Origin of the sequence: Rhodococcus sp. UNC23MFCrub1.1, from assembly GCF_000686025.1 — a bacterium.
Lineage (GTDB): Bacteria > Actinomycetota > Actinomycetes > Mycobacteriales > Mycobacteriaceae > Rhodococcoides.
Genome location: NZ_JMLQ01000002.1, coordinates 324,861 through 341,422, shown reverse-complemented (window position 1 = coordinate 341,422; position 16,562 = coordinate 324,861). Strand labels below are relative to the sequence as shown.

General features: G+C 68.1%; 18 protein-coding genes. 5 read left to right on the top strand and 13 right to left on the bottom strand.

The window, feature by feature from the left end; translation table 11 throughout:
• Nucleotides 1–2: 2 nt before the first annotated feature.
• Nucleotides 3–947, bottom strand: coding sequence for a BMP family lipoprotein (locus BR07_RS23590; RefSeq protein WP_231476226.1), 945 nt, complete (start codon nt 945–947; stop codon nt 3–5).
• A gap of 306 nt (nt 948–1,253) precedes the next feature.
• A complete protein-coding gene (locus BR07_RS0106460) occupies nt 1,254–1,454 on the bottom strand; it encodes a cold-shock protein (protein ID WP_027504730.1) in 201 nt (66 codons plus the stop codon).
• Between the two features lie 254 nt (nt 1,455–1,708).
• On the opposite strand from BR07_RS0106460, the gene thiM reads away from it, so the two are divergent.
• Together thiM and glsA are read left to right on the top strand one after the other, a co-directional pair.
• Nucleotides 1,709–2,539, top strand: coding sequence for a hydroxyethylthiazole kinase (gene thiM / locus BR07_RS0106455; protein WP_027504729.1), 831 nt, complete (start codon nt 1,709–1,711; stop codon nt 2,537–2,539).
• Nucleotides 2,536–3,729 (top strand): glutaminase A, encoded by a 1,194-nt coding sequence (gene glsA / locus BR07_RS0106450; protein WP_027504728.1) that lies wholly within the window; start codon nt 2,536–2,538, stop codon nt 3,727–3,729. The genes thiM and glsA overlap by 4 nt, the downstream gene beginning before the upstream one ends.
• 58 nt (nt 3,730–3,787) lie before the next feature.
• Here the strand turns inward: glsA and BR07_RS0106445 are convergent, their stop codons facing one another.
• From BR07_RS0106445 to BR07_RS0106435, 3 genes are read right to left on the bottom strand one after another with little or no spacing between them, the layout of a single operon-like run.
• Complete coding sequence (locus tag BR07_RS0106445) at nt 3,788–4,675, bottom strand: pseudouridine synthase (protein WP_037184765.1); 888 nt, start codon at nt 4,673–4,675, stop codon at nt 3,788–3,790.
• A complete protein-coding gene (gene trhO / locus BR07_RS0106440; protein ID WP_027504726.1) occupies nt 4,672–5,520 on the bottom strand; it encodes an oxygen-dependent tRNA uridine(34) hydroxylase TrhO in 849 nt (282 codons plus the stop codon). The genes BR07_RS0106445 and trhO overlap by 4 nt, the downstream gene beginning before the upstream one ends.
• 45 nt (nt 5,521–5,565) lie before the next feature.
• On the bottom strand, nt 5,566–7,212 hold the full coding sequence (locus BR07_RS0106435; protein ID WP_027504725.1) for an alkaline phosphatase D family protein: 1,647 nt from the start codon (nt 7,210–7,212) through the stop codon (nt 5,566–5,568).
• A 98-nt stretch (nt 7,213–7,310) separates the two neighbouring features.
• On the opposite strand from BR07_RS0106435, the gene BR07_RS0106430 reads away from it, so the two are divergent.
• Together BR07_RS0106430 and BR07_RS0106425 are read left to right on the top strand one after the other, a co-directional pair.
• Complete coding sequence (locus BR07_RS0106430; protein WP_027504724.1) at nt 7,311–8,339, top strand: NADPH:quinone reductase; 1,029 nt, start codon at nt 7,311–7,313, stop codon at nt 8,337–8,339.
• Nucleotides 8,340–8,405: 66 nt separating this feature from the next.
• A complete protein-coding gene (locus BR07_RS0106425) occupies nt 8,406–9,716 on the top strand; it encodes an MCE family protein (RefSeq protein WP_027504723.1) in 1,311 nt (436 codons plus the stop codon).
• Between the two features lie 10 nt (nt 9,717–9,726).
• Here the strand turns inward: BR07_RS0106425 and BR07_RS0106420 are convergent, their stop codons facing one another.
• The 8 genes from BR07_RS0106420 to BR07_RS0106385 form a co-directional block, all read right to left on the bottom strand.
• Entirely contained in the window at nt 9,727–10,194 is a 468-nt protein-coding gene (locus tag BR07_RS0106420; RefSeq protein ID WP_027504722.1) for a phosphoribosyltransferase, read from the bottom strand.
• A gap of 46 nt (nt 10,195–10,240) precedes the next feature.
• On the bottom strand, nt 10,241–10,792 hold the full coding sequence (locus BR07_RS26170) for a hypothetical protein (RefSeq protein ID WP_051613114.1): 552 nt from the start codon (nt 10,790–10,792) through the stop codon (nt 10,241–10,243).
• 62 nt (nt 10,793–10,854) lie between these two features.
• The gene (locus BR07_RS0106410; protein ID WP_027504721.1) at nt 10,855–11,361 is read right to left on the bottom strand and encodes a mycothiol transferase; all 507 of its coding nucleotides are present in this window, start codon (nt 11,359–11,361) and stop codon (nt 10,855–10,857) included.
• 79 nt (nt 11,362–11,440) lie between these two features.
• A complete protein-coding gene (locus BR07_RS26165) occupies nt 11,441–12,973 on the bottom strand; it encodes a signal peptidase I (RefSeq protein WP_051613113.1) in 1,533 nt (510 codons plus the stop codon).
• The gene (locus BR07_RS23575; protein ID WP_155956947.1) at nt 12,966–13,514 is read right to left on the bottom strand and encodes a hypothetical protein; all 549 of its coding nucleotides are present in this window, start codon (nt 13,512–13,514) and stop codon (nt 12,966–12,968) included. The genes BR07_RS26165 and BR07_RS23575 overlap by 8 nt, the downstream gene beginning before the upstream one ends.
• Nucleotides 13,515–13,522: 8 nt before the next feature.
• Nucleotides 13,523–14,083: a signal peptidase I gene (locus BR07_RS0106395; protein WP_027504720.1), complete on the bottom strand. Its 561-nt coding sequence runs from the start codon at nt 14,081–14,083 to the stop codon at nt 13,523–13,525.
• Nucleotides 14,080–14,640 carry a hypothetical protein gene (locus tag BR07_RS0106390; protein ID WP_027504719.1) on the bottom strand — a complete coding sequence of 187 codons (561 nt, stop codon included), beginning with the start codon at nt 14,638–14,640 and terminating at the stop codon, nt 14,080–14,082. The genes BR07_RS0106395 and BR07_RS0106390 overlap by 4 nt, the downstream gene beginning before the upstream one ends.
• Before the next feature lie 49 nt (nt 14,641–14,689).
• The gene (locus tag BR07_RS0106385; RefSeq protein WP_027504718.1) at nt 14,690–15,247 is read right to left on the bottom strand and encodes an alternate-type signal peptide domain-containing protein; all 558 of its coding nucleotides are present in this window, start codon (nt 15,245–15,247) and stop codon (nt 14,690–14,692) included.
• A 362-nt stretch (nt 15,248–15,609) separates the two neighbouring features.
• Here BR07_RS0106385 and BR07_RS0106380 point away from each other — a divergent pair, with 362 nt between their 5' ends.
• Complete coding sequence (locus BR07_RS0106380; protein WP_051613111.1) at nt 15,610–16,407, top strand: TspO/MBR family protein; 798 nt, start codon at nt 15,610–15,612, stop codon at nt 16,405–16,407.
• Nucleotides 16,408–16,562: the final 155 nt, after the last annotated feature.

Here is a 16,562-nt window from a genome sequence, read left to right as displayed (position 1 = left end):
CGTCAGTTGGGCGACGAGGGCGACGTGACCGTGATCGATCCGTCGATGATGCCCGCGCGGATCGTGTCGAGTTCACCCTGCAGAGCCGGATCGACCTGCGACTCGAAATCGTGGAACGGAGCGATGCCGACACCGTCGTTCTCGAGCGTGCCGACGTACGGGGTGTTGTCGAAGGAGCCGTCGCCGACCGCCTTGACCACTTCCTCGGTACTGGTGGCGAGGCCCTTGGTCACCGACGTGAGCACCAGGTCGGAGACCGACGGGTCGGAGACGTACACGTCGGCGTCGGCGCCGATCAACGCGATCGGACGGTTCGCGTCACGGATGGCCTGGGCAGCGGACTGGTAGATCGGACCACCGACCGGGAAGATGACGTCGGCGTTCTGGTCGATGAGGCCCTGCGCGGTGTTCTTCGCGACCTCGTTCGCCTCGAATCCACCTGTGAAGGAGCCGTTCTGGGCGTCGACGTCCCAACCGATGACGCGCACGTCGCGGTTCTTCTGCTCGTTGAAGTACTTCACACCGTCGGCGAAGCCGTCCATGAAGATGGTGACGGTGGGGAACTGCGATCCGCCGAAGGTACCGACAGTGTTGGTCTTGCTGTAGCTCGCTGCGGCGTAGCCGGCGAGGAACGCGGACTGCGCCGTGTCGTAGGTCAGCGGCTTGACGTTGTCCAGTTCGATGGACGAGTCGTCGACGATGGCGAAGTTGACGTCGGTGTTCTGCTCCGCGGCTTCCTTCGTTGCGTCCGCGAGCGCGAAACCGACCGTGACCACCAGTCCGCAGCCCTGATCGACGAGGTTGTTCAGGTTGGGCGTGTAGTCCGTCGGGGAGTTCGACTGCACCGTGATCGGCTCGACGTTCAGTTCGCCGGCCGCGGTCTGCAGGCCCTCGTAGCTCAGCTGGTTGAAGGACTTGTCGTCGAAGCCGCCGGAGTCGGAGACCATGCACGGGGTGAAGTCACCCGAGTCGGATCCGCCGCTCGCGCTGTCTTCCGGCGCTGACCCACAGGCGGTGACCAGGGTGAACGCGCTCGCGACTGCGACGGTGGAGAGTGTTGCTCTGGAAAGGGTGTTCGGCACGGGTGTGCTCCGTTTCGCTCGTGGCTGTGATGGAACATTAACCCGAGCGTCGAACGAGCGCCGAGCGTCCGCCCGAAAACCTGTGTGCGACCCACCCCCGGACATGCCACTGGGGCCGGACACCTGTCGGTGTCCGGCCCCAGTGTGAAGTTTCGGTGGGTTACTCCGAAATCAGATCGCGCGAACGCCGCTCGCCTGAGGACCCTTGGCGCCCGAGGTGACCTCGAACTCGACGCGCTGGTTCTCTTCGAGGCTCTTGAAGCCGGTGCCCTGGATCTCGGAGAAGTGGACGAACACGTCAGGTCCATCTTCCTGAGCGATGAAGCCGAAGCCCTTTTCGGCGTTGAACCACTTGACGGTGCCCTGAGTCATGGTGTTGCTCCCTACAGCTGATACTTCGAGTTCCACACCGTGTGAAACCCGGGCCGGCACTGAACGTGACGAACTCCGAGTTTCCTCAGAAAGACGCACACGCTCGCAACTACAAGTTCCCAGCGAGCGTGCATGAACACGAACACACAAAAACTACGACCTGTCAGCTGCGATAAGGCTACAACACACCGGGGACCATGCGCCACCGGTACCGCGTGAGGTGACGCGAAGCACCGAGCGGGTATACCCGTCTCATGACCGACCCGACGACCTCCGTGGCCGACGCGCTCGTCGCGCTGCGTGACCGCGCGCCCCTCGTCCACGCCGTGACCAATTACGTCACAGCGGGTTTCACCGCGAACGTGCTCCTCGCCGCCGGTGCCAGTGCGGCCATGGTGGACAACGAGGACGAGGCGGCGCTGTTCGCCGGGGTGGCCGACGCGGTGCTGATCAACCTCGGCACGCCCCAGCCGCAGCTGCGTGAGGTGTACCTGGCCACCGCGGCGGCCGCCGCGGCTGCGGGCACCCCGTGGGTGCTGGACCCCATCGCTGCCGGGGGACTGCCGTGGCGCGGTGCACTCGCCCGCGACCTTCTCGAGCACCGACCCGCAGCCGTGCGGGGAAACGCTTCCGAGATCATCGGTCTCCACCGCCTGACCGGACTCGACACCGACGAGCGGAACGGGTCCGGACGCGGCGTGGACAGCTCGGACGATCCGGCGGACGCCGCCGACGCCGCACGTGGCCTGCTCGCCTACTCGACAGCGGTGTCCGCGAGTGGGGCGATCGACCACATCGCCCACGAGGGCGGACTCGCGACGGTGCACGGCGGCAGCGTCCTCATGACGAAGGTGACCGGAACCGGGTGTTCGCTCGGAGCTCTCGTCGCCGCGTACTGCGCCGCGGTCGACGACCACGGAGTCGCGACGATCGCGGCCCACACGCACGCGACGGTCGCCGCCGACATCGCGGCCGAGACCGCCACCGCGCCCGGCTCGTTCGCGGTCGCCTACCTGGACGCACTGCACGCCGTCACTCCCGACGACATCCTCCGGCGCGCGCACGTCGAGTGGCTGCCACGGTGACGTCACCGATCACCGACTACCTGGAGGCCGTGCTGCGCGCCTGCCGGGACTCGGACGGCGGCGAGGTCCTCACGGGCAACCGCATCCTCTCGGAGGCCGACCCCGACGTGTTCTCGGTCGCCGTCGTCACCGTCGAGGGCACGGTCTACTGCGCCGGCGACGTGGACTCGTCCTTCTCGATCCAGTCCATCTCCAAGGCACTCACCTACGCCCTCGCGCTGGCCGACCGTGGGCTCGACGCCGTGCACCGCAAGATCGACGTCGAGCCGTCGGGCGACGCGTTCAACGAGATCTCGCTCGAACGCGACACCGGCCGCCCGCGCAACGCGCTCATCAATGCCGGTGCCATCGCGGCACACTCGTTGGTCGAGGGGCGTGACGTCGAGCATCGCGTCGACCGGATCCTCGCGCTGCACTCCGCGTTCGTCGGCCGCGACCTCTCGATCGACGACGACGTGTTCGACGCCGAGATGGAGTCGAGCGACCGGAACCTGGCGCTCGCCCACATGCTCGCCTCGGTGAAGGTCCTCGAGTGCGATGCACACGAGGTCGTCACCGGGTACGCCAGGCAGTGCAGCATCGACGTCACCACACCCGATCTCGCGATGCTCGCCGCGACGATGGCGAACGGCGGTGTCCATCCCGAGAGCGGCGAGCGGGTGGCGACGTCCGCCGTCGTGCGACAGGTGCTCTCGACCATGACCACGTGCGGGATGTACGACGGCACGGGCGACTGGATCGCGAACGTCGGCATTCCCGCGAAGAGCGGTGTGTCCGGCGCGATCATCGGGGTGCTGCCCGGTCAGCTCGGGATCGCCGTCCACTCCCCACGACTCGACGACCGGGGCAACAGCGTGCGCGGGGTCGAGGTGTTCGAGCGACTGTCGCGGGACATGGATCTGCACATGATGGACATCGCCCCGTCCGGTCACTCCGCAGTGCGCCGGGCCCGTGAGGAGGACGGCCGCACGGTGTACGAGCTGCAGGGCGACATCCGCTTCGCCGGCGCGGAGAACATCATGAGCCGCGTCCTGGCCGACCTTCCGGACGAGCCGACACGCATCGGCTTCGAGCTCAAGCCCGCCCGAGCGGTCAACGGAGCTGCGGTGCGGCTGCTCGGTGAGTTGATCGAGCGACTGCGCGGCGACGGCCACGACGTCGAGGTGGACGACCCCAACGGGCTCATGTAGCGGGAAGGCCGGAGGCCGGCCGGGGTCGGAAAGCGGGAAGGCCGGAGGCCGGCCGGAATCAGACGAGCCGGAGTTCTCTCCGTGAGCTGAAGGTGCGGGGGTCGCCGGTGAGCGGATCGGTGAAGCTCAACCGGCGCGCGAGCAACTGCAGGGGTGTCGAGAAGTCGTCGGGCGCCACGGACGTGAACGTCGGGTAGTACGGGTCGCCGTGGATCGGGATGCCGAGCGAGGAGAGATGCAGGCGCAGCTGATGCGTCTTGCCCGTGCGAGGGAAGAGCCGGTAGCGCGCCGCGTCGCCCACCCTCTCGATGATCTCCACCCGTGTCTCGCTGTTCGGCTCACCCGGTTCCTCGTGCGCGGTCATGACGCCGTGTTCCTTGACGATTCGGCTCTCGACACTGCGCGGGAAGGTGAGGCCGGAGTCGAATCCGGCGACGGCCTCGTACTCCTTGTCCACGCTCCCGTCGACGAAGAGGCCCTGGTACGCCCGGCGGAATCGGGCTGCTCTGGTGAACATCAGGACTCCCGCGGTGGCGCGGTCGAGCCGATGGGCCGGCGTGATGTCCGGCTCGTCGAAGAGCCGCCGCAGCCGCACCGTCGCGGTCTCGGTGATGTGACGCCCGCGCGGGATGGTCGCGAGGAAGTGGGGCTTGTCGACGACGACGATCGCGTCGTCGACGTGCAGGATCTCCATCTCGAAGGGAACCGGCACCTCGGGCTCCGGGATCCGGTGGAAGTGCACGACGGCACCGGCGCGATAGGCCGTGTCCTCGCTGTACGGGCGGCCGCGCTCGTCGACCACCTCCCCCGCCGCCATCGTCGCCCGCCACGCGTCGCCGGGCAGCACGCTCTCCAGGTATTCGAGCGTGGTCGCCGGATGCTCGCCGTGGGGCAACCGATGCCGCAGCGGTGCGAGGCCGTCCCGGAACGGCAACGGCACTGTCACGTGGGGACGCACTCGGTGCAGACCAGAGCCAACCCACGACCGTGGCCGTCGTCCGTGTCGAGGTACCGCGAGGTGGGAACACCGCAGCGTGAACAGGTTCCGATGACGGCCGGGTGGTCGGAGAACGAGACGGTGCCGCGCTGATCGAACACGTACAGCGACCCGGACCAGAGCCCGTCGTCCCCGTACCGCTCGCCGTACCGCACGATGCCGCCGTCCAGCTGGTAGACCTCCTCGAAGCCGCGCGAGCGCATCAAGGAGGACAACACCTCACATCGCACGCCCCCGGTGCAGTAGGTGACGACGGGCTTCGACTTCAGGTGGTCGAACACACCGGAATCCAACTGCGCCACGAACTCTCGCGTGTTCTCGACGTCCGGAACCACAGCGCCGTCGAAACGTCCGATCGCGGCCTCGAAGGCGTTGCGGCCGTCGAGGAAGACGACGTCGTCCCCCCGCTCGGCCACCAGGTCGTGCACCTCCTCGGGTGCGAGGTGGCGGCCACCCCCCACGACGCCGTCCGCGGTCACTTGGAGCTCGTCCGGTACTCCGAACGTCACGATCTCGGGACGCACCCGGACGCTGAGTTTGGGGAAGTCGCCGCCGCGGCCGTCCGACCACTTCACGTCCGCGGCCGCGAACGGCGCGTACTCACGAGTGCCGCGGACGTACTTCTTGACTGCGCGGACGTCGCCGCCCACCGTCGCGTTGATGCCGTGCGGGGAGACGATGATCCGGCCGGTGAGCCCGTGTGCGGACGCCAGGGTGTGCTGCCACAGCCGGACCGCCTCGGGGTCCGGCAGCGGCGTGAACACGTAGAACAGCACGATCTTGGGCGTCGACACGGAGGAACAGTCTAGATTCCCCGAGCCGGGGGTACGTCAAGGCATTCAGGGAGCCAGGCGCGGAGCCGGAGCCACCGTCTGCGTGCCCGACCCGACGCGGAAACCCGCACCGAAGTAGGCCGTCGACGCGGGATCCTCCTTGGCGGTGACGTACCAGTGATCCATCTGCGCGCCCGACGGCGTCACCTCGAAGACACCGAACCCGTGCGTGTCGAGGTCGACGTACTTGACGTGGTGGTTGAAGGCCTTGAACGCCTCCTCCGCCACCCGTCCTACCGTGTGCTCCGGGACCTTCAGGAAGTCGTCGATGTTCGCCGAGGTGACCGACGTGACCACCAGCTCGGTCGCCACCGTTCCCGCCGCCGGGTACGCCGCGGCGTCGACCGGGATGTCGCAGGCCCACGAGGAGTGGATGTCGCCGGTGATGAACACGGTGTTGTCGACCCCCGCGGTACGGATCGCGTCGAGCAGCCTGCGCCGGTCGGCCGTGTACCCGTCCCACGGATCGGCGTTGTAGGACACTCCGGCGGCCGGGAGCCCGAGCAGCTGGGTGACACCTCGCGCCGCCTCGGGGTCCAGCGGCGGAATCAGAGTCGGCGTGATCATCACCGGGTTGCCGATGATGCGCCACTGCGTGGGCGACGACGTCAGACCTGCCGTCAGCCACGCCATCTGGTCGGCGCCGGTGATGGTGCGATCCGGCGAGTCCACCGCCGGGCCCTGGAACGGCAGCACCTGCTTCGAACGGTAGGTGCGGAGATCGAGCATCGACAGCTCCATCAGCGTCCCGAACCGCAGTCGGCGGTACAGGTGCCGGTTGTTCGCGGTTCCCGCAGCGCGCACGGGCATCCACTCGTAGTAGGCCTGAACCGAGTTGGCCTTGCGCGAGGCCCAGTCCCCCTCGGTGTCCGGCTGATGGTTCTCGGCGCCCGTGGCGTAGGCGTCGTTCGCCGACTCGTGGTCGTCCCACGTGCAGATCCACGGAACACCGCGGTGAGCGGCCTGGAGATCCGGATCGGACTTGTACTGGGCGTGCCGGGTTCGGTAGTCGGCGAGGGAGACGATCTCGTGCACTGGATCGTGCACTCGCACGACGCCGTTCTTGCCCTCGAAGCCGCCGGTCTCGTACTCGTAGATGTAGTCGCCCAGATGGATGATCGCATCGAGATCCTGGCGGGCCGCGAGATGGCGATACGCGGAGAAGTACCCCGACTCCCAATTGGCGCACGACACGACGCCGAATCGCAGGCGCGCGACGTCGGCCTCGGCGGCAGGGGCAGTACGGGTGGTGGCCACCGTCGACGACTCGCCCGCCGCCGTGAAGCGGTAGTGATAGGTCGTCGCCGGGCTCAGACCGGTGACGTCGACCTTCACCGTGTGGTCGGTGTCTGCAGAGGTGACGACGCTGCCCGAGCGCACCACGTCGGTCAGCGCGGCGTCGCGCGCCAGCTCCCACGTGACGGTGGTGGCCGGTCCACGGCCGGACCCCGGCGTCGCGTCGGGGGTCGGCGTGACGCGGGTCCACAGCAGGATCGCATCCTCGAGTGGGTCGCCCGAGGCGACGCCGTGTCGGAAGACGGACGACGACTGCGCCGCCGCGGTCCACGCGGTGAGGGTCGCCGCGGCGCCCACCCCTGCGGCGAGGGTGGTGGTCCGGAGGAAGCCGCGGCGGTTCAGAGAAGTCTCGTGCACGCCCGTGAGTCCATGCCATGGGGGCCGATCGGTCAAGTGAACGTTCGAGCGGCGCCCTCTCAGGAACAGGACCCCCCGGTCGAATCGTTGCCCCACACATGAAGGCAATCGTCTACACCGAGACCGGTGCACCCTCCGTCCTGACCGCAGTCGACCGCGACATCGTGGAGCCCGGCGTCGGCGAGGTGCGGGTGCGCCTCGTCGTCGCGGGGGTCAATCCCACCGACTGGAAGTCGCGGACGGGCGCGGGTCCGGGGCAGAAGCCCGCGTTCGACGAGGTGGTTCCGGGCCAGGACGGGGCCGGTGTCGTCGACGCGGTCGGCCCGGAGGTCGAGGGCATCGCCACCGGTGACCGGGTGTGGTTGCTGCTCGCCCAGCACGAGCGCCCCACCGGAACCGCCCAGGAGTTCACCGTCGTCCCGGCGGAGCGCGTGGTCCGGCTGCCCGAGAACGCCGACTTCGACCTCGGCGCCTCGCTCGGCGTCCCGGCGGTGACCGCCCATCGCGCGCTCACCGTGTCCGAGGACGGACCGTCCCGTCTCCATCCGGGCGCACTGGACGGCAAGACCGTCCTGGTCGCCGGCGGTGCAGGTGCGGTCGGCCACGCCGCGATCCAACTGGCCCGCTGGGCCGGCGCCACCGTCATCACGACGGTGAGCGGCCCGGAGAAGGCAGGTCTGGCCACCGCAGCCCGTGCGCACCACATCGTCAATTACAAGTCCGGCGACGCTGTGGCTCGCATCCGCGAACTGGCTCCGCACGGTGTGGACATCATCGTCGAAGTGGCTCCCGCCCAGAACGCGGAGCTCGATGCCGCCGTCGCCGCACCCCGCGCGTCGGTCGCGATCTACGCGAACAACGGCGGCGACGCGGTCTCCATCGACATCCGCCCGAGCATGGTCGGCAACATCCGGTACCAGTTCGTGCTGCTGTACACCGTGGGAACCGCCGCTCTCGAGGCCGCGAAGCACGACGTGACCGAGGCTGTTCGGGCCGGTGCACTTCCGGTCGGTGAGTCGCACGGGCTGCCGCTGCACCGCTTTTCTCTCGGTGCCACGGCCGACGCTCATGCCGCCGTCGAGTCCGGGGTGACCGGAAAGGTGCTCATCGACATCAGCGCCCCGTGATCCTTTCGTGTCAACGGTCGAGAGGCCATTGACAAATGGTGTGATCGCGGTCACCATTCCCGGATGATGGTGCGCCGCCTGGCCGGTCTCGCGTTCTTTCTGGCCGTGGTGGCCTTCGTCGGCTTCACCACCGCGGTGTACGCCCGGACATTCGAGTCCGTGGTGACGGTGGAACTGCGCACCGATTCGGTGGGAAACGCGCTGCCACCCGACGCCGACGTCAAGGTGCGGGGAGTCATCGTCGGCCAGGTGCGATCGTCGACCACGGAGAACGGTGTCGTGATCTCCCGCATCGCGCTCGAGGAGGACTCGGCACCGATGATTCCGGCGTCCGTGACGGCGCGTCTGTTGCCCAAGACGCTGTTCGGCGAGCGCTACGTCGCACTCCAGATTCCGCGGGGAGGGACGGGCACTCCCATCGCGGAAGGCGACGTCATCGAGCAGGACACGAGCGGCAACGCCATCGAGGTCGGCCAATTACTGGACAGCCTGCTGCCCTTGCTCGACGCCATTCCCCCGGACAAGTTGGCCACCACTCTGGGCGCGCTGTCGCAGGCCCTCGACGGGCGGGGCGAGGCACTCGGTCGCACCCTCGACCGACTCGACGAGATCGTCACCGGCCTCAGCCGTGAGCTGCCCGCGCTGCAGCAGGATCTCGTCGACTTCGCCGCCCTGACGGAGACCTACTCCACCGCGGCTCCGGATCTGCTCGACGCGCTCGACAACCTCACCGTCACGGGCAACACGCTCGTCGAGCGACGTCCCGCCGTCGACACGCTTCTGACGTCGGCGACCGCATCGTCCGGCAGCACCGCGGACCTGCTCGCGTCGAACGCCGAGTCGATCATCACCATCGCCGACGGCAGCAGAGAGACGTTGGAGTTGCTCGCCGAGTTCTCCCCCACGTTCGGGTGCATGCTGCCCAAGTTCGCGGGCCTGATCGGGGAGGCGAGACGCATTCTGGGAGTGGGTGATCCGTACCCCGGTGCGCGCGCCACGATCAATTTCGTCAACCCGCGCGGCGGCTACCTCCCCAACCAGGACGAACCGCGCCTCTTCGACGACAGGCCGGCCGCCTGCTATCAGGACGTCACCGCACCCGGACGGTTCTTCCCGCAGTACCCGGGCAGTGGACTCAACGACGGGTCGTACCAGGTGCCCTCACGCAATCCCGGCCCACAGGACATCGAGTACGCATCGCTCCCACAGCAGTCACCCGTTCCGGCCGACGCGTCGTACGCCGGATCGGACGCCGAGCGAGACACGCTGGCCGTCATCTACGGACAGGGCAGCGGCGTCGAGCCCATCGCGGTCCCGTCCTGGACGACGCTGATCGGCGCTCCCGCACTCCGCGGCGCCGAGGTGGCGATCCGCTGACGGCAGCAGGTCAATTCCGTTCGATGACCGGCTCCGAGGACCACGGGAACTCGATCCACAGATCGGTCTCCCGCCACGAGAAGTCCGGCGTGATGATGGTGCGGGGCTTGGTGTAGACGACGGCGGACTTCACCTCTGCCGCATGCTCTTTCAGCAAGCCCACGACCAGCGCGAGAGTGCGCCCGGAGTCGGCGACGTCGTCCACGACGAGCAGCTTCTTGCCCACGAGTGCATCGGTGTCGAGCAATGGCGCGAGCACCACCGGATCCGGCAGCGTCTCCTCGACGTCGGTGTAGAACTCGACGTTGAGCGTGCCGGCGGCCTTCACACCCATCCGGTAGGCCAGAGCCCCGGCCGGGATGAGTCCGCCGCGTGCGATCGCGATGACGATGTCCGGCCGGAAGCCACTGTCCACGACGGTGCGTGTGAGCTCACGCGACGCCGTGCCGAACAGGTCCCACGTCAGTGTCTCGCGCATGGGGACTCACGTTACCCGTGCCGGTGCCACCGGATCGGACGAGCGATCACGGCCACTCGATGGTCTCCGCGGCGGCGATGTCGTCGACGACCATGGTCACCACGGCCTCGATCGGTGATCCGATGCGGGCGAGGAGCACGCCCGTGACCGCCGCCGACGCGCGGATCGCAGGCGCCGCGGCCATTCTCGCCACGACCACCTGGCCGTCGTCTCGCCGGTCGTCGGGGTCCTGACTCTCGTCCTCGGCGCTCGACCCGCTAGTCCGACGCTCCGGTTCCGGATGGACCCCCAGGGTGCCGAGCACCACGGCCACGACGTCGGACGGATCCGACCCGGTGTCCTTCGCGGCGGCCTCGCGGACGACGGCGCCCACGTCGTCACCGTCGAGGCCGTCGGGATGAGCAGCCTCGAGGAGCATCCGCAGGATCGCGGCGTAGACGTCCTCGACGCGAACACCGTTCTGCGAAGCCAGTTCCGACACAGCATCGTCGACCGCGTCGGCATCGGAGTCTCGCAGCGCCGCGGAGAGTCGGACGATGCCGTCGGCGACATCGCGTGCGGACGCCGGCCAACGCAGCGGCCAGGTGGTGGTGGTCATCGTTCGGGTCCTCTCGTGCTGAGTGCCGTCACGATGTCACGGCCGTCCGACACGAGGCTCTCTCACCGCCGCTCGACGACTCCACGGATGAATGCCGCCTGGCCGATGTGCTGTAGATCGTCGGACACGACACTGACGAGGCGGACGGCCAGCGTGACCGGCGGATCCCAGTTCTCGTCGATCACCCGGTCGAGGTCTTCTGCCGTGAGGGTGTCGAGGTACTCGACGGTGCGCGCATGAACGGCATCGACGTACCCGGCGAGGAGCTCAGCGTCGACGTCGACCTTGCTCACGTCCTCCGTCGACTGCCCGTACCCGATGGCGTCGTCGTCGAACGGAAGTGCGAAGCGGGCGTTCCATCCGTCCGCTGTGTAGACCTGCTCGCTGCCCGCCACACCCGCGACGTGATCGTCCTGCACCCGCGCGAGATGCCACACCAGCCAGGCGATGGTGTTGGCCTCCGGATCGATGCGGTAGGTCAGCGCCTCCCGATCCAGGCCGTCGAGCGTCGTGTGCACGGTCTCCTTGATGCGGTCGTACGCGTCGATGAGCACGCCTCTGTGGTCCACCGGTGATCTCCTTCGTGTCGGTGGCCTCAGTGTGCCCGCGCCCCCGGACACGGAAACGCCGGACCTCTCTGGCGAGAGGTCAGAGCAGGGCGCCGATGTCGGCCGGGAGTTCGGCCGTCGACGCGGCACTCTCGGTGGCGACACCGTTCGCCACGACGATGCGCGACACCCCGGAATCTGCCAGGACGTACAGGTCACCCGCGGTCGAGAAGACGACGCCCGAGCCGTACCGCGCACTCGGTGTAAGGGTGCGGGAGTACAGCGACGTGCCGTCCGGTCCGGTCAGCGTCAGGGTGTTCCCCGCGACCGACGCGGTGGTCGTGCCGCTCGTCGCCGAGCCTCCGTCGGCCACGAACGCGCTCGCCGGTGGGGGCGGTGGGGTGGTGCTCGTCGGCGGGGGCGGCGGCGGGGCTGCCGTCGTCGTCACAGGAGGTGTGGTGGACGGAGCCGGGGCGACGGTCGTGGTGGTGGTCGAGGTGACCGGGGGCGCGGTTGTCGTGGATGCGGGAACCGGAGTCGTGGTGCCGGCTGCAGGCGTCGTCGATGGTGCCGTTGCCGTTGCCGTCGTCGTCGGTGCGACGCGGGCGGCGGCGAGCGGCGCCGTCGTCGTCGGTGTGACCGTTCCCGGGGTGACGCACGTCGAGATCCCGTTCGATCCCAGCGAGGTGACCGAGATACGGCGCGTCAGAGCGGGAGTCGACACGAATTCTCCGACGCGCGAGTAGAGCGAGACGGTGAAGTTCTGTAACAGGGAGAGGATCTCGGCCGGCGGGTAACTCGACAGGGTGCCGGCCGGCAGATTGACGGTGCGCGACTGACCGAGCAGTGCCTCCGACTGGAACACGAGCCGGTAGCCGTAGAGCGGATCGACGGACGGCCAGGACAGCAGCGCTGCTCGGTTGCTTCCTTGGAGAGAATCGGTGCAGGTGAAGCTCGTCGGCCGGACCATCGTCGCGGCCGTCGGAACGGCCCGCGCCTGCGCTGTGTCGTTCAGGGCTGCCTCGGTACCCTGCGTCGCCGCGAATCCGGGGACCACCACGACCGCCACCAGTGCTGCCGCGACCCCGGAATGCACCCGATGACGACCAGGCGGGACGGGCGATTCCCTGCGGAGACTTGTCGGCCGTACAACGACGTACAGCAGAGCCGCCGCGGCGAGACCGCCGACGACCCACGCGAACGGTGTGGACAACCAGGACGCTGCGTAGCCCGCGTACGGCACGTGCGCGACGACCCGGTCGACGGTAGACAGGATGTACGGATCGGCGTCCGGTGTGGAGTTGGCGTCACCCTTGAGGATCAGGACGGCGGTCTCCCCCTCGGCGAAGTCGACGCGGTCCACGCGGTGAGTGATGCGGGATCCGTCGGATCGCAGCACGCTGACCACATCTCCGACCTGAACCTCCACCGCGGGAGTCTCCCGCGCGAGCGCCAGCGATCCGGTTGGAATCGACGGTTCCATCGAGCCCGATCGGAAGACCAAGGGTGTCAACGAGAACACGGAGGCGCAGACCGCGAACACGATGCAGAGGGCGCCGAGCACAGCGGCCACGGTGAGTGTGCGGTCGGCGACCCGGCGCCGCCGATCGGATGTCTCGGAGTGGTCAGGCACTTCCCACCCCCGTCGCAGCGAAGGTGAACGTCACGGTGTTGTTGACACCCTGCAGGGTGTTGGCTGCGTTGATCGACAGATCGAACTGCACACACAGCGACTCGGTCGCGCCGACAGCCAGCGGGCGTGACGTGGTCAGGACGGGCGTCGTACCCCCAGTGCACGTGAGACCGGTCGTGACAGAACTGACGGCGACACCTGTGCCCGCTCTCACCGTGGTGGTCAGGCTGGTACCGAGGCCACCGGTCGACGTCACCGCGGTGGGGGTGTAGGTGAAGGCGATATTACCCGCGTTCCGGACGTTCACGAGCGCCGCAGTCGACCTGCCGGGCAGGATGTTTCCCGCGGGCAGGGTGATCGTGGCGGGCGTAGGTGCGCCCTCTGTTCCGTTGACGGTGATGTCGACCGACCCGGTGAGGAACTGGCCGGACGTCGTCGTCGAGGACGTCGACCACGCGGCGAGGGTCCCGACGGTGCCGAGTCCGAACACCAGGCCGGACGCCAGGATCGCTCGCAGACGAACGCTGGTGGGGGTGCTCACCGAGAACATCACGACGCGTGCCTACCCGTACGTCGTCGGTCCCGCGCTGCTGAGACGAACTGTGCTGCGGCGTAGAGGAACAGCAGTGCAGCGCCGGCACCCACGACGAGGGTGCGCGTCTGACCGGTGAGCCAGTTGTTGACGTAGCCGAGGTAAGGGATGGCATACCAGACTGCGCCGCGAATCTGGCCCGGCTCCACGACATCCGGGTCGGGCTGCGGATTGTTGTCGCCCTGAGTGGTGTAGACCCGAGCGCCGTCCTTGTCCAGACCGGTCGCGATGATGCGGTGTGTCACGACGTCGGGCTCGCCCGAGCGGATCTGGTACGTGATCGATGATCCGACGCTCAGTTGCGCGCTGGGCTTGACGACGACGAGGGTGCCCGGAGGGTAGGTGGGTTCCATCGACTGGGTGAGGATCGTGTACGGCTGCGCCCCGGCAAACTTCGGCACGACCACGGCGGCCAGAAGTACACCCACCACGCCGATCAGCAGCACCCAGGACAGAACGGTGCCGATCCACCACAACGGACCGGTGCGGCGCTCGGTCGCGTCCTCGTGTGTCGTCATCGTGTCTGCTCCACTGCGAAGGCGAAGCGGTGGGTGTAGGCCACCGCGCTGGTCGACGTGACCTGAGTGAGAGTCGTTCTGATACACCAGGTCTGACTCGCACCCTTGGCAAGGCTCTGCCACAACGGGGCAACCGCGGTGGTCGGAGCGGACGTCGACAAGGTTCCGAAGGCCGTCCCCATCGGAGTGGTCGCGGAGCACGTGGCGCCAGACGACAGCACCGCGCCGGCGAGGGACACCGTCGCGGCGGCGTTCGCCGTGGAGACGGCCGGGCCCGCAGCGGACAACCGGAAGCGTAGCGGGGTGTCACCGGTGTTGGTGATCACCAGCGGCGCCTGCACCGCCTCGTTCAGAGCCACCGGGTTCTTGGTCAGTTCGCTGAACACGTAGTCCGACCCGGACGGCGATCCGGCGGCCAGTGACAACGTTCCGGTCCGAACGGTCGCACCGGCCACCGTCACGTCGTCACGCCAGAGCGCCCCGGTGCTCTGCACCGAGCCGAACACCAGGGCGGCGGCCCCCACGACCGCCGCCCCGAGCCACATTTTCCGCGGCACGTCAGTTCACCTCGCTGGATGGGTGTTCGGAATCAGGCAGATCGGCGCGTCAGGGAGCAGTCGTGCGGGCGGCCTGCTGCAGGTTGATCCGAAAGGCGGACAGGTTCACCGAGTCCTCGGTTCCCACCTGGTTCGGCGTCGTCTCGACGAACGTGACGGTCACCGTGACATCGACGAGGCGGTTGTTGTCCGCCTCCGTGATCTGGTTGTTGGCGAGGGGGGTGCCGTTGTACGTGCTGACCAACGACACCGGGGTGTTCGTCGGGGTCAGTTCGCCAGTGCGCTGGATGCTCTGAGCATCCGCGGCGATCGTCGCACGAAGATTCTCGCCGTCCGCGAGTACTCGGTACTGCGCCTTGTACTGGAGGACGTCGCCCGGAACCATCCGGAACGTGGTGATGTCGAGGGGGCCCGGCGTCTTGACCGGGCCCGGCGAGACGTCGGTCCACACACCTGCGGCGACCGGCGAGATGTCCAGGTTGCCCGCCGTGATGGTGCCGCCCTGGACGGTCTCGGCGTCACTCCACAGCGCGTAGCTTCCCGCGCCACCGAGCAGGAGGATACCGGCGGCACCCGCAGCGAGGGCACCCTTCGTGGTCTTGTTCATGGGGTTCACTTCCGTCGTGTCCTCCACGCCGGAGGTCGGCGCGGTTCAACCATTGCTTCGCTAGCTGATTACCCATTCGTTACATGTCCCAAAGCGGATGGGGGATCCGGGAAGCTCTTTGGGACGTATCTCAAAACCGTTCGCGCCCGGGGATTTACACCATGCGAGGCCCGGCGAAATGGCCCCAGCCAGCCATTATTAGCCATTACTGCGCCATTGCGTAAAAGCGGTTCCAGTACGCAATACCGGCCAATCCCGGATGCCGATACTGGAATGGTGGGTCACACAAATCTTTCACCCTGTTTCTCGGATCGCGGTTTCGGGCACTCCACGGCCACCATCCACTCGCTCGAAGGACTCCCATGACCCATGACACGGCCACACCTCGGCAGCGCACCGAGCCCGCATCGTCGGGCCAGGTTCTCCTGGTCGTCGTCAGCGCGATCATCGCCGTGGTCGGAGGATTTCTGGGCTCCGGCGCCGTGGTCGGCACACCGATCGCCGAAGCAGCCGACGGCGCCCTCAGCGCGACCGCCACCCTGGTCGCCCCGGCGGGGCCCGCATTCTCCATCTGGTCGGTCATCTACCTCGGACTGATCGCCTACGCGGTGTGGCAGGCACTGCCCGCCCAGCGCCGGTCCGAGCGGCAACGAGCACTCCGCGTACCCATCGCCGTGACGATGCTGCTCAATGCCGCGTGGATCACCGTGGTGCAGTTCGGGCAGGTACTGCTGAGCGTCGTCGTGATCGTCGCGCTGCTCGCGAGCCTGGCGTTCGTGTTCGCTCGGCTGATCGCGGCACCGCGGACCACCGCCGTCGACACGCTGATCACCGATGGGACGATGGGCCTCTACCTCGGGTGGGTAGCGATCGCGACGGTCGCGAACGTCAGCGCATGGCTCGCGTCGACGGGCGTCGAGTCGGCGGCCACCCTGTGGGCCGTTCTCGTTCTCGTCGTCGCGGCGCTCGTCGGACTGTTCCTGGCCACCGTCTCCGCCGGACGGATCGCGCCCGCACTGTCTCTCGCGTGGGGACTCGGGTGGGTCGCGCAGGGGCGCCTGTCCGGCGAGGTCCTGAACACCACCGTCGGGTGGACTGCCGCGACGGCGGCAGTCGTCGTTCTCGTGGGCACGGTCGCCGTGCGAGTGCGCTCCCGCTGACGTTCCGTGTTCCCGCGGCCGCTGCACGTGCAACCACCACGGGAACACACAACGCCCGCGGGAACCGAGGCGTCACCCCTGTCGATACCGACAGTGCATCGCTGCAGTGCAATTTTGACTTGGACTTGTATGACACCGCGCCTTAGCGTCGTCTG